Annotated in this window: 13 protein-coding genes and 4 tRNA genes; 14 read left to right on the plus strand and 3 right to left on the minus strand. The window is 54.3% G+C overall.

What is annotated here, in order from left to right:
• Nucleotides 1–430: 430 nt before the first annotated feature.
• Both J3U88_RS26245 and J3U88_RS26250 read left to right on the plus strand, forming a co-directional pair.
• Complete coding sequence (locus tag J3U88_RS26245; protein WP_207861980.1) at nucleotides 431–1,276, plus strand: spermidine synthase; 846 nt, start codon at nucleotides 431–433, stop codon at nucleotides 1,274–1,276.
• Nucleotides 1,277–1,462: 186 nt separating this feature from the next.
• The gene (locus J3U88_RS26250; RefSeq protein WP_207861981.1) at nucleotides 1,463–4,102 is read left to right on the plus strand and encodes a GWxTD domain-containing protein; all 2,640 of its coding nucleotides are present in this window, start codon (nucleotides 1,463–1,465) and stop codon (nucleotides 4,100–4,102) included.
• Between the two features lie 1,070 nt (nucleotides 4,103–5,172).
• Here the strand turns inward: J3U88_RS26250 and J3U88_RS26255 are convergent.
• The 3 genes from J3U88_RS26255 to J3U88_RS26265 are packed head-to-tail and all read right to left on the minus strand — an operon-like array spanning nucleotide 5,173 to nucleotide 7,562.
• Nucleotides 5,173–6,156 carry a peptidylprolyl isomerase gene (locus J3U88_RS26255; protein ID WP_207861982.1) on the minus strand — a complete coding sequence of 328 codons (984 nt, stop codon included), beginning with the start codon at nucleotides 6,154–6,156 and terminating at the stop codon, nucleotides 5,173–5,175.
• Nucleotides 6,153–7,145 carry a peptidyl-prolyl cis-trans isomerase gene (locus tag J3U88_RS26260; protein WP_207861983.1) on the minus strand — a complete coding sequence of 331 codons (993 nt, stop codon included), beginning with the start codon at nucleotides 7,143–7,145 and terminating at the stop codon, nucleotides 6,153–6,155. The genes J3U88_RS26255 and J3U88_RS26260 overlap by 4 nt, the downstream gene beginning before the upstream one ends.
• A gap of 24 nt (nucleotides 7,146–7,169) precedes the next feature.
• Entirely contained in the window at nucleotides 7,170–7,562 is a 393-nt protein-coding gene (locus J3U88_RS26265; RefSeq protein WP_207861984.1) for a hypothetical protein, read from the minus strand.
• A 448-nt stretch (nucleotides 7,563–8,010) separates the two neighbouring features.
• Between J3U88_RS26265 and J3U88_RS26270 the strand changes: the two genes are divergently transcribed.
• From J3U88_RS26270 to rplL, 12 genes are all read left to right on the plus strand, one after another.
• Nucleotides 8,011–8,454, plus strand: coding sequence for a DUF2231 domain-containing protein (locus tag J3U88_RS26270; protein WP_207861985.1), 444 nt, complete (start codon nucleotides 8,011–8,013; stop codon nucleotides 8,452–8,454).
• A 120-nt stretch (nucleotides 8,455–8,574) separates the two neighbouring features.
• Nucleotides 8,575–8,659 (plus strand) — tRNA-Tyr (locus J3U88_RS26275).
• 21 nt (nucleotides 8,660–8,680) lie between these two features.
• Nucleotides 8,681–8,757, plus strand: a tRNA-Gly gene (locus tag J3U88_RS26280).
• Between the two features lie 26 nt (nucleotides 8,758–8,783).
• Nucleotides 8,784–8,858, plus strand: a tRNA-Thr gene (locus tag J3U88_RS26285).
• 96 nt (nucleotides 8,859–8,954) lie between these two features.
• Nucleotides 8,955–10,139: an elongation factor Tu gene (tuf, locus tag J3U88_RS26290; RefSeq protein ID WP_207861986.1), complete on the plus strand. Its 1,185-nt coding sequence runs from the start codon at nucleotides 8,955–8,957 to the stop codon at nucleotides 10,137–10,139.
• A gap of 63 nt (nucleotides 10,140–10,202) precedes the next feature.
• Nucleotides 10,203–10,278 (plus strand) — tRNA-Trp (locus tag J3U88_RS26295).
• A 28-nt stretch (nucleotides 10,279–10,306) separates the two neighbouring features.
• Complete coding sequence (gene secE / locus J3U88_RS26300) at nucleotides 10,307–10,489, plus strand: preprotein translocase subunit SecE (RefSeq protein WP_207861987.1); 183 nt, start codon at nucleotides 10,307–10,309, stop codon at nucleotides 10,487–10,489.
• 32 nt (nucleotides 10,490–10,521) lie between these two features.
• Nucleotides 10,522–11,082, plus strand: a complete 561-nt coding sequence (gene nusG / locus J3U88_RS26305; protein ID WP_243436161.1) for a transcription termination/antitermination protein NusG — start codon at nucleotides 10,522–10,524, stop codon at nucleotides 11,080–11,082.
• A gap of 74 nt (nucleotides 11,083–11,156) precedes the next feature.
• Nucleotides 11,157–11,579: a 50S ribosomal protein L11 gene (rplK, locus tag J3U88_RS26310; protein ID WP_207861988.1), complete on the plus strand. Its 423-nt coding sequence runs from the start codon at nucleotides 11,157–11,159 to the stop codon at nucleotides 11,577–11,579.
• A 71-nt stretch (nucleotides 11,580–11,650) separates the two neighbouring features.
• The gene (gene rplA, locus J3U88_RS26315) at nucleotides 11,651–12,343 is read left to right on the plus strand and encodes a 50S ribosomal protein L1 (RefSeq protein WP_207861989.1); all 693 of its coding nucleotides are present in this window, start codon (nucleotides 11,651–11,653) and stop codon (nucleotides 12,341–12,343) included.
• Nucleotides 12,344–12,355: 12 nt separating this feature from the next.
• Entirely contained in the window at nucleotides 12,356–12,880 is a 525-nt protein-coding gene (rplJ, locus tag J3U88_RS26320) for a 50S ribosomal protein L10 (protein ID WP_207861990.1), read from the plus strand.
• Nucleotides 12,881–12,901: 21 nt separating this feature from the next.
• The gene (gene rplL / locus J3U88_RS26325; protein ID WP_243436162.1) at nucleotides 12,902–13,288 is read left to right on the plus strand and encodes a 50S ribosomal protein L7/L12; all 387 of its coding nucleotides are present in this window, start codon (nucleotides 12,902–12,904) and stop codon (nucleotides 13,286–13,288) included.

Below are 13,288 nucleotides of genomic sequence, written 5' to 3' on the forward strand. Positions count from 1 at the left end.
TACTTAAACAGCTCGGTCAAATTAGTAATGACCTTAGCTTTTCTTGCAATTTTCTTAGCTTTAAGGTGCGCCTTTTGACGTACGCGCATTCTGGTTGCTTCGCCTCGGCTCCCGTGGACCAGAAGCAGCCTCCTTCGCCAACGGGCTAGCCCCCATCTCTTTCGGGGCAGGTTGTTTTCTTGGGTGATGCGACCGATCACCCCGGGCAAACTGCAACCGCTGTGAGTTCGGCATTTAACCAAAATCACACCGACCGTGCAACAAGAACCGTGAGGTTTTTGTGAGCGCCGCGGATCGGCGGTCGTCCCCGGTTATGGGTGAATCAGGGTCCCGTGCCTATTCGTTGAATTTCGGCCTGAGTCCACTTGGTGGCCACAAGCGCTAGCGATTAAGCTACATTATGAGCAACACCCCCTCGGAGGCACCTGCCATGTCCACCTACAATCGCGTTGTTTTCGATAAGCGAATTGGCGGGGATTGGATTCGGGTTGTCGACCTTTTTCCTTTACAACACCGTTATCTGCATTTTGAACACAGTATCCAAGGTGTGATGAGCCTTCTCGACCACACCGTGCCCGTCCTGGAATATGTTGGGCTCATGTGTTACGCCGTTCGCGAACTCGCGCATCATCCCCCGCGCGTTTTGATCGGTGGGTTGGGGAGCTGTACCGCGCTCCACTTCATTGACAGGTTGTGGCGCCATACCAGTGACATTGTGACCGTTGAAATTAATCCCGCCGTGATTGACTTGGGGCGCCGGTTTTTTCGGCTGACCCGGCAACACCAGGTCGTGGAGGACGACTTGCGCGCCGTCCTTGAAGGGGGGGCTTCATCGGTTCGGGTCCCCGCGCCTTGGGATCTCGTGATCGTCGATTGTTACTCGTCGCAATTCGTGCCCGCGTCCTTGATGAGTGTCGAATTCATGGAACTGGTTCGGACCCGCACCGCTCCGGACGGATTGGCCGTATTTAATCTGTGGAGTCCCAACTGCAACCGCATATGCGGTCACCAGGTCCGTACCATTCTTGAAGTGTTTGAGACCGTTGCCGTGCTGCATTGTCGCGAGGATGACAATTTGTTGCTGTTTGCCTCGCCGCAACGGCATTTCCCCTGGCCGACCAAGGTCTATTTCAAAGGGTTGCGTTACCCCTTTGCCGTGTACCAAAAACGGTTCGAATCGTTTTGGCCGGGTTTTCTGCGGGATTCCTCCGTGATTGACGACGCGGGCGCCGACCGGTACCTGCAACATCAGAATGAAATCTTCGAGACCCCCTGAGAACAAAGCCGCGACCGACACCGCGCGAAATATGGTGCGAGGTTTGCAAGGTTTGGGACCACTCCCGCGCTTCCTGCTATGATGGTGCGCGCCACACGTTTTTGGGCGCGGGATTCCACGGGTCTTTCCGGCCCACTTATGCTTATTCCCGTTCGCTGATTTTTCGCTTTAGAGGTTGTGATCCTTATGAAATGGTTTGCCTGTTTGATGTTTGTACCGGCGTTTTGCGGTTTGCTTTCGGCCCAAAAACTGGACCTCGGTCCCAGTGAGGATTTTTTGGCGATTGTCGACCCGATCATGACCCAAGGGGAGCGCGAGATTTACGCCAAGCTCCCCAACCGCGACGCCAAGCGCTATTTTCAGGGCATCTTCTGGTACAAACGCGACCCCGAACCTCAAACCGTCGGCAACGCCTTTCGCCTCGGTTTCTTCGAACGTCGCCAGATCGCGATCAGTCAATTTGGGGAAGGGGAGACGCCCGGACACCGTACCGACCGCGGCCGGATTTTGCTGCTGATGGGCGACCCCGAGGATGTGAAACAGCGCAAACTCTCCCAAACCGGTTTGATTCAAGGCTATGAGGAAGTTTGGCACTATCCCTCGCGCAACATGAGCTTCCGTTTTCTTTACGACACGCGTAACAACAGCTACCGCTTAAAAGCACCCGAGGACCTGGAAGCCCAATTGGAATCCGTGCGTTTGGCCTATGTACTGGATCGCGCCGAGCCCTATCGGCTCTCTTCCCGTGCCTTGACCTTGCCTTACCTGGGTTTCACCAAGGATATTGAGAACCTCGCTTCCGAGGATCGTCAAGAGTTGCGTTACAACCTTAGCTACGCTTTCTTCCGCGGCGATCAGAACCGCACCCAAATCATGGTAAACCTCACCTTTGCCGACGCCTCTCGTCGCGGTGTCGACATCAACCTGGCCGCCTACGATCCTTACCAGCACAAGGTGGTCGACTTCAAGAAACGCTTTGACGTGGTGAACTACGAAATGCAGCGTTTCTCCGTGGTGATGGAGCCGGATCAGTACGATATTGTTCTGCGACTGAAGGACCGCGATGGACGCGAATCGGTTGACCGCCGCCGGATTGATGTGCCCCGTCTGGGTGGCGGCGGCATCGGCGCTTCGAGCATGTTGATCGCGAGTGGCTTGGCCCAGATTCCCCTGGAAGGTTTTGTAACCCCCAAACAGTTTGTCTTTGATAACCGTTATTTCCCCTTGCAAGACAACTTTACCGGCGTGGCTTTGGCGCGCCTGTTTGTGTTTCGCCGCTATTACGAAACCGAACAGGTTCCGCCCTCTCGCTTTGTGGTGAACGGCACGCCCGTAACGGGCGTCGTTGAAGCGACCGCCGCGAGTGGCGACGGGCTAAGCGTGGTTTACCGTCTTGACGGCGTTTCCTTGCGGCCGGGTTGGAACGAGGTGCGCGGCGCTTGGCAACGGGCTTCCGGCGATTGGGCCGCCGACGCGGTCATGCTTAATAGCAGTACCCACGTTCCCGAGCAGGCCAAGGCGCAACCCGTTTCGCTGCTGTTGCAACAAGCCAAGGAGGCGCGTGACGGCGCGGTTGACGGGGTGGCGATGGTGCTGCCCGGTCGCGACGACGCCGCCGCCTTGGACCGGGTGGTGATGCGTGCCGACGGCCACACCATTCATGCCATGCACGTTTTTCTCAACGACCGCCTGGTGCTTGCGCGTTATCAGGATCCCTGGGATGTTTCCGTCGATCAGGGCTTGTTCTCGATCTCGGGGGAAAACAATCTGACCGCCGTGCTTGAAACCGACCGCGGCCTGTTTAAAGTCACCAAGGAACTCAAGCCTTTGAAAGCGGATGAAAAAATCAGAACCCGTTTGGTTGAGGTGTTTTTTAACGCCTATGACGAAGAACTCAAATTCAAAAATGATCTCGACCTAAGCCAACTTGAGGTGAGTGTCGACGGGGAAAGCACCAAGCCGGTTCGTGTCGAAAAACTCGAGGAGCCCATTACCTACTGCTTCCTGGTGGATACCTCCTACAGCATGAAGGCGTCCTACCGCTCCAACATCGGGGCTTTGAAACGCTACATCGAAAGCATGCGCCCGATGGATCGGGGTTTCTTTGTGGCTTTTTCGGATCGGTACGACCAGTACCTTGAGCCCAACCAATCCAAGGCCGTTCTTCTCAGCGTGGCCGATGCGTTGAAACTGCAAACGCCCAATCCCAAGCAGGCCGATAAGCTGTACGAGGAAAACGAGACTTATTTATATGATGCGGTGATCGCCTCGATCCACAGTTTGTTGCAGTATTCAGGACGCAAGGTGATGGTGGTCGTTTCCGACGGGATTGGAACCGAGGGTGAGTACTCTCGTAACGGGATGTTGTCTTATGCGCGGGAAAACGATGTGGTCGTCTACAGTTTGTGGTTAGACAACAACCCGGGACTGTCCGATGATGAAACCGCATTCCTGCAGAAGGAAACCGGCAAAGCGGAAAAGTTCGTGCGCGCCATCGGCCTCTCGCGTTTGTTTGCCAAAAAAGACGCCAAGAAGAACTACATTTCGGACAAGGTCCGTTTTAGCAGCATTAACCAAGGGGTGATGAAGATTTTGGCCGAGGAGTCGGGTGGTTTCCACTACCGCATTTTCCGCGCGGACCGAAGCAAGATTCGCGAGTATGTGCGCGATATTGAAGAGGCGGCCAATACCATGTACGCCATGACCCTGAATTTGCCCGTCTCGGTGAAAACCCAAGAGGTTCGCATTGACAGCCCGGACGAATCGGTGAACATCCGCGCCAAAACCCATATCAAGGTTCGCAAAACCAACCCCTTGTTGGATTAAAAGGGTCTTGCTTCCCGAGAAGGTAAAGACCCGCGCGAGGGGTGGCCGGAAAGACGAAACGTCCTGTGGCCGCCCGCGGTCGAAAGAAAAACTCGGCAAGGCCCCACCATGCCGGGTGATGCCACACCGCCTGGCCATGTGACGGCGGGTGATGGACCCGGCTAGGCCGTATGGCGTCCTGTGATGAACCCCGGCTGGGCGGTGTGGCGTCGTGTGATGAACCCCGGCTGGGCGGTGTGGCGTCGTGTGATGAACCCCGACTGGGCGGTGTGGCGTCGTATGATGAGACCCTGCATGGTTGTGACAGATCCGGCGAGCCCTGAAAGGGCCGCACACCGTGATCCGCGGACCGTGTTTCAAATAAATGCGAGGCTTCGCCTCGCCACTTTGGACGCCCCCTGAAGGGGGGCACTATGTCAGCCCCGGGTACGACCATTGAAAATGGTCGCACCCTGGGTGTTGGGGGTTCACGGACGGCAAACCCTGAAGGGGTTGGCGCTGGATGCCCCGTGGACGAAACCGGATGGAAAAAACCGCGAATGGAACCGGTTGGAAAAATCGCGGACGACACCCCGTGGAAAAAACCACGGGAGGCACCGGGTGGAAAAACCGCGGACGGAACCGCGTGGAAAAACCGTGGAAAAAACCGGTTGGAAAAACCACGAATGGAACCGCGTGGAAAAAACCACGGGAGGCACCGGGGTCTGTGCCGGGGGCTGAACCACGGACGGAACGTCGCCGCGGATGATTGCCCCGATGGGTTAACCCGCATTTCTCACAAGGATTCATCGCGAGAAGCTGAAAGCCTTGTGAGTACGAAGGTTACGACCAAGAGACGGAACAGGGGGCCGACCTTTCGGCGTAGCAGCGCTACGGCGAAGGCGGCTCGACGGAGTAACGCGGAAGGCCGCCCCCTCGTAATCGCATGGCGCTCGGCTTCGTAGCAGAATTACGTGTGAGAAATGCGGGTTATCGGCCGGTCCATACTCTGGTGGATGGTCACCCGGCCCAAAAACAAAAACGGCGCACCCAAGGGCGCGCCGTTTGTTGTCTGGTCTCGCGAACAGGTGTTAGATTTTTTCGTCCAAATCGAGGTATTTGGGCGGCTTTTTGAGGATCACTTGCAGCAGGTACTTTTCTTTGAGCTCCGTGATGTAACTCTTCATTTGGGCTTCCATCCGAGGGGCGCGTAATTTGCGCACAATCTCTGGGCGGACATCTTGGATCGGCTTGGGGCGGGGTGGCGTGCGCTCAAGCAGTTTGATGATGAAGAAGGCCGTGGGGGTTTCGAAGATCTCGGAAACGCCGCCGGGTTCCATGGCTTTCACGCGGTCTTCAATCGATGCGTTCAAGTCGCCGAACTCAACCGTGCCCAAATCGCCGCCGTTCTCCTTCGAGGGCGAGTCACTGTACATCTGGGCCGCCTCGGTGAAATCACCACCCTTTTTAAGGAAATCCGCCGCGCTGTTGGCCTTAATTTTAGCGGCAAGAGGATCGCCTTCGCCTTTGAGCAAGGCAATCTCGGCGATGCGGTAGGTGGCCGGGGTCATGTACTGCGTCCGGTTTTCGCTGTAGTACTTGGCGATGTCGCTTTCTTCGATTTTGATACGGCTCAGAATGCGGGCTTGGATCACCTGGTCGCTGCTGTCGACCCGCTGGCGGTACTTGATGAATTCGGGCAAGGCCATGCCGACTTGTTCTTGGATGATTTTTTCAAATTCTTCGTCCGTGAAGCCGTTGGATTCCCGCATGGCGTTCAAGCGGGTGCGGACGTCTTCCTCGGAAAGGGAGACCCCTTCTTGGACCGCGTTTTCGTACAAAAGGAGTTGTTCCTGGGCTTCCTTCAGGGTGTCGTCCCAGCATGACTTGAGCTTTTCGTCCAACTCGGCGCCGCGGAAGGCTTCCATGTAACCTTGCCGGCGTTGTTGGTACATCGCGACCAACTCCCGTTGGGTGATGATTTTGTCGTTGACCTTGAGGGCGATGCGATCCACGAAATGGATCGGCGAATCGTCTTGCCAGGTGAACAACATCAGGCAAAATAAGAACGTCATTGCGGGGTGCTCCTTAGGGATGGTTCTTGGTAGGTGAAGGTGAGGTTGTTGCGGAAAACCTCGATGTGGAGTCTGGCGCGCCATTCTTCGAGCACGGTTTCGAGTTGGGCTTCGATGGCGCGGCGCTCCAGTGTTTTGCGGATATCGTGGTAGGCCTCGTCAAACGACTGGGTCGCGGCCGGAATCGCGGCTTCGAGATACAGTATATAGTAAACCGTGATCTCGCCTTCTTTTAGCGGGATCGTTTTGGAATGACGCCCCGGCCGCAGCCGACGAACCGCGTTTTGGAAGGGTTCGGCCAAATTCTTGAGCGGGACCGTGACCGGCATCAGTTGGTCGGCGTCTTCCAGGTGGGCTTGGGCCACCTCGATGAAGGGCTTGCGGGTGCGCCGCAGGGTGTTCTGGATGGTTTTGGCGACCGCCTCGTCCTCGATCGGCAAAACGCGAATGCGGTACATCGGTTCCCGCTTGAATTCATCCTCGTTATCACCGTAATAGGCGTGAATCGCGTCCTCGTCGATGTTGACTTCACGCAACAGCTTGCGCTGCAGAAATTGTTGCACCCGTTGACGGCGGCGGATGGCCCGGCGCCACTGGGTTTGTTCCTCGGCGTTCATGAGGTGGAAGCTGACGGTGGTCATTTGGTTTTGAATGAAGGCGTCGATTTGATCGTCGCTGACGTGGAACCCCGTGCGTCGGGCGATATAGGAAAGGATTACCTCGCGTTCGAAGCGGTCGAACAGGCGTGAGTGTAGCTCGTCCTCAATGGTCCCTTCCAATTCGGGGTAGACCTCGGTCACAAAAAATTGAAATTCGTCGAGATGATGCTCTTCCGACTGGCCGTGTTCCGCGCCGATGCGAATCAGAAGCGGTGCATCGGGTGATTGGGTGGCCGGCGGCGGCGTGCTACAGCCGAGGAGACCCAGGAGGAACGCCAGGGATAAGGCGATCTTTTCTCGCGTGTCGGTTGGGGAAAGGAAGCGGTTCATGAACGGGTGCTCTGGAAACAAGGGTTACACGTGCAGGGTCGGCAGCAGTTCGGCGATGGGGAACAACTGGTCCTGTTCAACGTAAAAATCGAGGTCTTCGTAATGAAGCCGAGCGAGGGCGAGGGAGCGCGCACGTGCTTTGTGCTGTTCAGGGAGGTCGGGATGGTCGTCCAAACCGACAAACGCGTGGAACCCACCGCTGCTGGTGCAGGCCGTGTTGCGCTCGCTGATTTCGCGGCCGCAAACCGCACAATGACCGGGTAGGGTAATCAGGCTGCGCAGGGTGTAGTGGGTAACCCCCTCGGTAAGGGGATGGTCGGTCCGGCCGCGTGCATTAAAGGCGTCGAGCACATCACCGTCGGCGTCGACCAAAAGGACGACATCGTTGTAAACATCGATGTGAAGGGTCTGGGTCATGAAAACGGGTCCTTGCGGCTTTTATAGAATAGGGGCGGCCGCGTTTGGTGTAGGCAAAACCCAGGCCGGCTTTTGCCAAAACTTGATGATTATATGGGAAGCCGGCGCGGGGAGCTATGGCGAAGCGGCTTTTCGCGAGGATTTCCCGGAAAGATGCGTGGAAACGGTGCCGGAACCGATGCCGTCCCCGTTTGCGGGTCAGCCCATGCGATTACGAGGGGGCGGTCTTCCGCTTTGCTCAGTCGAGCAATACGCGACGTAGCGCTGCTGCGCCGAAGGGTCGGCCCCGCTCCGTTTGCGCTTGGTCGTCATCTTCGGACTTACAAGGCTTTCAGCTTCTCGTGACGAATCCTCGTGAGAAATGCGGGTTAGAATGGGCGCGGTTGAATGGAGAATCGTCCGCCCCTTGCCGAGGCGATTCGCCAAAAATGACGAATGAGGTGACGAATTGTCGTTTCTCGCCGGATGGCATCCCTTTCTGGTTCATTTCCCCATCGCGATGTGGTTGGTGGGGACGGCCACGCTGTTGGTCGGGAGTGTGGCCAAAAAAGAAAGCTGGCTTGGAACCGCGTGGTTCATGTTGACCGTGGCGGCGGTGACCGTCTTGCCGGCGGTGTGGAGCGGGCAGGAGGATATTCAGGTATTGGTCGGTCGTTTTGGAGAGGAGATCGTAACCGAGGGGCTTCAAGATCATATGGATATAGGCAACCTGATTCCGTGGGCGATGATCGGCATGGTGGGACTGCGTCTCCATAACCAGTTTAAAAAACAGGGATTTAAAATAAAAAATTGGATTTGGTTGATTTGGGGGGTTGCAGTTTCAATCGCTATCCTCTATGCTGGCGTCCTTGGTGGCGCCTATGTCTACGAGAGGGCATTCGCGGCCCCGTAGCAACCCGAAGAAAAAAAATAAATTTTAGGGGTTGCCGCGCAAAAAGTTTTCTGCTAGTTTACAGAACTCGTTGCGTACAGCTAATAAAGCCGGACGCGAGTTTGTAATATTGAGAGCGACGGGGGAATTCCAGAGTGGCCAAATGGGGCAGACTGTAAATCTGCTGGCTATGCCTTCGGTGGTTCGAATCCGCCTTCCCCCACCACTCTCTCTCAAATGCCTTGACGCGGGAATAGCTCAGCTGGCTAGAGCATTAGCCTTCCAAGCTAAGGGTCGCGGGTTCGAATCCCGTTTCCCGCTCCAACCACAACTAAGATGTCATTTAAGAAGCCCTTATAGCTCAGCGGTAGAGCGCATCCTTGGTAAGGATGAGGTCATCGGTTCAAATCCGATTAAGGGCTCCATTCTCTGTTTGGGGTTGGGTTCAGCTGTTTCGAAGAGGCCTTAGCGAACTCTTTGCTGCTTTTTTAGAATTAACGAGATCGTAGGAGATCGGCACCATGGCAAAGGAAAAGTTTGAACGTAGTAAGCCGCACGTAAATATCGGCACAATTGGTCACGTTGACCATGGCAAAACCACCCTGACTGCTGCTATTACCAATACTCTGGCTGACCAGGGTTTCGCAGAGAAAAAAGCTTACGATCAAATTGACAACGCGCCCGAAGAAAGAGAGCGCGGTATTACCATCAACACGGCTCACGTTGAGTACGAGACTGCAAATCGTCACTACGCTCACGTTGACTGCCCCGGCCACGCTGACTACGTTAAGAACATGATCACCGGTGCCGCTCAGATGGACGGCGCGATTTTGGTTGTATCTTCCGCCGACGGCCCCATGCCTCAGACGCGTGAGCACATCCTGCTCGCTCGCCAGGTACAGGTTCCTTCTATTGTTGTTTTTATGAATAAAACCGACCAAGTCGACGACGAAGAGTTGCTCGAGCTGGTTGAAATGGAAATTCGTGAATTGCTTTCCAGCTACGAATTCCCCGGCGACGATATCCCCATCACCATGGGTTCCGCTCTGAAAGCCTTGGAAGGCGATGCAGAGCATAAGCAAAAAATCCTCGACTTGATGCAAACCGTTGACGAGTACATCCCTACTCCCGAACGTGCCTTGGACAAGCCTTTCTTGATGCCTGTTGAAGACATCTTCTCGATTTCCGGTCGCGGTACCGTTGTTACCGGCCGTATCGAGCAAGGTATTGTTAAAGTAGGTGAGGAAATTGAGATTGTGGGTATCAAAGAAACCCAAAAGAAAGTTGTTACCGGTGTTGAAATGTTCCGCAAGCTCTTGGATCAAGGCGAAGCGGGCGACAACGTCGGTCTGTTGCTGCGCGGTTTGGACAAGAAAGACGTGCAGCGTGGTCAGGTTCTGGCGAAAAGCGGTTCCATTACGCCACACACCGTGTTCGAGGGCGAGGTTTACATCCTTACCAAGGACGAGGGTGGCCGTCACACGCCTTTCTTCCAGGGTTATCGTCCCCAGTTTTACTTCCGTACCACGGACGTTACCGGTGTTGCTTCCTTGCCTGAAGGTACCGAGATGGTTATGCCTGGCGACAACCTGAACTTGGTTTGCACCTTGATTACCCCGATCGCCATGGACGCCGGTCTGCGTTTTGCGATTCGCGAAGGTGGTAAAACCATCGGTGCCGGTGCTGTAGCCAAGATCGTCGAATAATCAATCATTAACACGTCGGTCCCTTGCCGGGCTTCGGTTTGGCAAGGGTTTCCGCACGTTTACAGGGGTATAGCTCAGTTGGTAGAGCAGCGGTCTCCAAAACCGCAGGTCGTGGGTTCAAGTCCTACTGCCCCTGCCATTCCTTTTTTACAAACAGGGAGCCTTCGATGTCCGGCTTTAGCGAATATTACCAAGACGCCAAGAAAGAATTGAAAAAGATTCATTGGCCAGACAAACCGAAAGTCGTTGAGACAACTTTGGTTGTTCTCGGAACAACGGTCTTTTTTGCGGTCTACCTCTATGGGGTAGATGTTGTCATTTCTACGGTATTTCGCCGGCTTTTTTATTGATGGTCCGCGCTGGAAGACGGAGTTTTTAAAAGATGGACGAGGAAAAAGTAGAAGGTCCCGATCAGTCGACAATGCGGTGGTATATCGTCCATACGTATTCTGGTTATGAGAACAAGGTAAAAGAAAGCATCGAGCAGCGCTTCGACGCCCTCGGTAAAAACGCCCTTTTGGGCGAGGTTCTGATTCCGACGGAAAACGTCATGGAGCTCAAGAACGGCAAGCGCGTGATTACGACGAAAAAGCTTTTTCCCGGTTACATCTACATCCGCATGGATCTCACTGATGACGGTTGGCACGTCGTCAAGAGCACGCCCCGTGTGACCGGTTTCGTCGGTGGCCGCAACCCGAGCCCCCTTTCTGAAGAAGAGATTAACCAGATTCTCAACCAAGTTCACATGGCGCAAGAAAAGCCCAAGCCTAAGTTCCTGTTTGAAGCAGGCGAAAAGATTAAAATTATCGACGGGCCGTTTGCTAACTTTATTGGTTCTGTCGATGAAGTGAACGAAGACAAAGGTACCTTGAAAGTCAAAGTCACCATCTTTGGGCGATCTACTCCCGTCGAGTTGAGCTTCCACGAAGTCGAAAAGATTTAGCATTTTAGCTACCAATTACCCGGTAGGCGTTGTGAAACGCGTATCGGGCTAACCACGCAAAAGGTGACTGTACCATGGCAAAAAAGATCACTGGCTACATTAAGCTCCAGCTTCCTGGAGCACAAGCCACGCCTGCACCGCCCGTCGGTCCGGCACTGGGTCAGCACGGCGTCAACATCATGGAGTTCGTTAAAGCATTTAACGCCAAGACGTCGCAAAACCCCGGCTTGATTGTTCCGGTTGTCATCACAGTATACGCGGACCGTTCCTTCTCCTTCGAGGTGAAAACGCCGCCTGTTGCTGTTTTGATTAAAAAGACTCTGGGTTTGGAAAAGGGTTCGCCCGAACCAAACAAAAACAAAGTTGGCAAGTTGACCGAAGAGCAAATCGAGGAAATTGCCAAAACGAAAATGCCCGACCTCAATACCACCAGCATTGAGTCGGCAAAAAGCATGGTTCGTGGTTCTGCACGCGCCATGGGTGTTGAAACCCCTTAAGGGATTTCAACTTTCGCGGCAACCACCCCGCGAACCAGCAAATCCGGTGGTAGCGTAATTTAGGAGGATGTATGGCCAAAAAAGGCAAAAAGTACCGTGCCGCCGCCTCCAAAATCGAACAAAAAGATTACGATTTACGCGAAGCTTTAGAACTGCTGAAGTCAATGGACATTGCCAAATTCGACGAAACCGTCGAAATGGCATTCCGACTCGGCGTTGACCCCCGTCGTGCGGACCAAATGGTTCGCGGCACGCTGATGCTGCCAAACGGGACCGGTAAAACCAAACGCGTTTTGGTGATTGCCGACGGTGAACGTCAGAAGCAGGCCGAAGAGGCCGGCGCCGACATTGTCGCCGGTGAAGAAATCGTACAAAAAATCCAAGACGGATTCTTGGAGTTCGATGCGGTAATTGCAACTCCCGCCATGATGCGGGTTGTTGGTCGTTTGGGTAAGGTTCTCGGCCCCCGTGGTCTGATGCCCAACCCCAAGACCGGCACCGTCACAATGGACGTTGCAAACGCGGTGAAAGAAATCAAGGCCGGCAAAGTAGCCTATAAGGTCGACAAGACCGGTATTGTTCATGCTCCGATCGGGAAAAAGTCGTTTGGTCTGGACAAGCTTTTTGCTAACGCTGAAGCGCTTGCGAACAGTGTTGTTAAAGCGAAACCCCCAGGTGCCAAAGGCAAGTATCTCAAGAGTGTTTACGTTTCTGCGACCATGAGTCCCGGTATTTCCATCGATACCAGCTCGGTATCGGGTTAAGGAGAGGCAGACATGGATAAACAGAGCAAACGAGAGATCGTCGATCAACTCCGCGACGACCTGAAAGAAGTCAGTAGCATCTTTCTGGTGAATTTCAAAGGGTTGACCGTTGAGAAGGACACTCAACTGCGACGCAAGATGCGGGAAAACGGTGCACGGTATGTGGTCGTTAAAAACACCCTGCTCAAACTTGCGTTCACGGACACGGACTTTGCCCAAGTAAACGACCAGTTGGTCGGCAACACGGCCCTCGCCTATAACCCAGAAGATGTGGTTGGCTTGGCCAAGTTGGTGAATGAATTCGCTGACGAAAACGACGCTTTCCAATTCAAAGCGGGTGTTGTCGAAGGCAAGGCAATTGATTTAAATGGCTTGGAAACCCTCGCCAAACTGCCTCCAAAAGAGGTTCTGGTTTCCAAGATGATGTACATGATGAACTACCCTGTACAAGGACTTGTCACCGCGCTTTCCGGCGTATCGCGTAACCTTGTCGTGGTACTTGATCAGATTAAACAGAAAAAAGATCAAGAAGGTTAAAAGAGTTAAGGAGATTTGATCATGGCGACCATTACTAAAGACGAACTCATCGAATCCATCAAATCGATGACCGTTTTGGAACTTGCCGAATTGGTGAAAGCTCTCGAAGAAGAATTCGGTGTTTCCGCGGCTGCTGTTGCAGCTGTAGGCGCGGCTCCCGCCGCTGACGGCGGTGGCGCTGCCGCTGCTGAAGAGAAAACCGAATTTGATGTTATCCTCGAGAGTGCCGGTGCGAAGAAAATCAACGTTATCAAAGTTGTTCGCGCTGTCACCGGTCTCGGCCTCAAAGAAGCTAAAGCCCTCGTTGACGGTGCCCCCGGCAAAGTTAAAGAAGGCGCTTCTAAAGAAGAAGCTGAAGACATCAAAAAACAGCTTGAAGAAGCCGGTGCCGGCGTTAAGCTTGACTAA

Source organism: Acanthopleuribacter pedis (assembly GCF_017377855.1).
Lineage (GTDB): Bacteria > Acidobacteriota > Holophagae > Acanthopleuribacterales > Acanthopleuribacteraceae > Acanthopleuribacter > Acanthopleuribacter pedis.

Coding starts and splice junctions, on each gene's coding strand:
- rplK (WP_207861988.1), top strand. CDS start 11,157: ATGGCAAAAAAGATCACTGGCTACATTAAGCTCCAGCTTCCTGGAGCA.
- rplL (WP_243436162.1), top strand. CDS start 12,902: ATGGCGACCATTACTAAAGACGAACTCATCGAATCCATCAAATCGATG.
- nusG (WP_243436161.1), top strand. CDS start 10,522: ATGGACGAGGAAAAAGTAGAAGGTCCCGATCAGTCGACAATGCGGTGG.
- rplA (WP_207861989.1), top strand. CDS start 11,651: ATGGCCAAAAAAGGCAAAAAGTACCGTGCCGCCGCCTCCAAAATCGAA.
- J3U88_RS26250 (WP_207861981.1), top strand. CDS start 1,463: ATGAAATGGTTTGCCTGTTTGATGTTTGTACCGGCGTTTTGCGGTTTG.
- rplJ (WP_207861990.1), top strand. CDS start 12,356: ATGGATAAACAGAGCAAACGAGAGATCGTCGATCAACTCCGCGACGAC.
- J3U88_RS26265 (WP_207861984.1), bottom strand. CDS start 7,562: ATGACCCAGACCCTTCACATCGATGTTTACAACGATGTCGTCCTTTTG.
- J3U88_RS26255 (WP_207861982.1), bottom strand. CDS start 6,156: ATGACGTTCTTATTTTGCCTGATGTTGTTCACCTGGCAAGACGATTCG.
- J3U88_RS26260 (WP_207861983.1), bottom strand. CDS start 7,145: ATGAACCGCTTCCTTTCCCCAACCGACACGCGAGAAAAGATCGCCTTA.
- tuf (WP_207861986.1), top strand. CDS start 8,955: ATGGCAAAGGAAAAGTTTGAACGTAGTAAGCCGCACGTAAATATCGGC.
- secE (WP_207861987.1), top strand. CDS start 10,307: ATGTCCGGCTTTAGCGAATATTACCAAGACGCCAAGAAAGAATTGAAA.
- J3U88_RS26245 (WP_207861980.1), top strand. CDS start 431: ATGTCCACCTACAATCGCGTTGTTTTCGATAAGCGAATTGGCGGGGAT.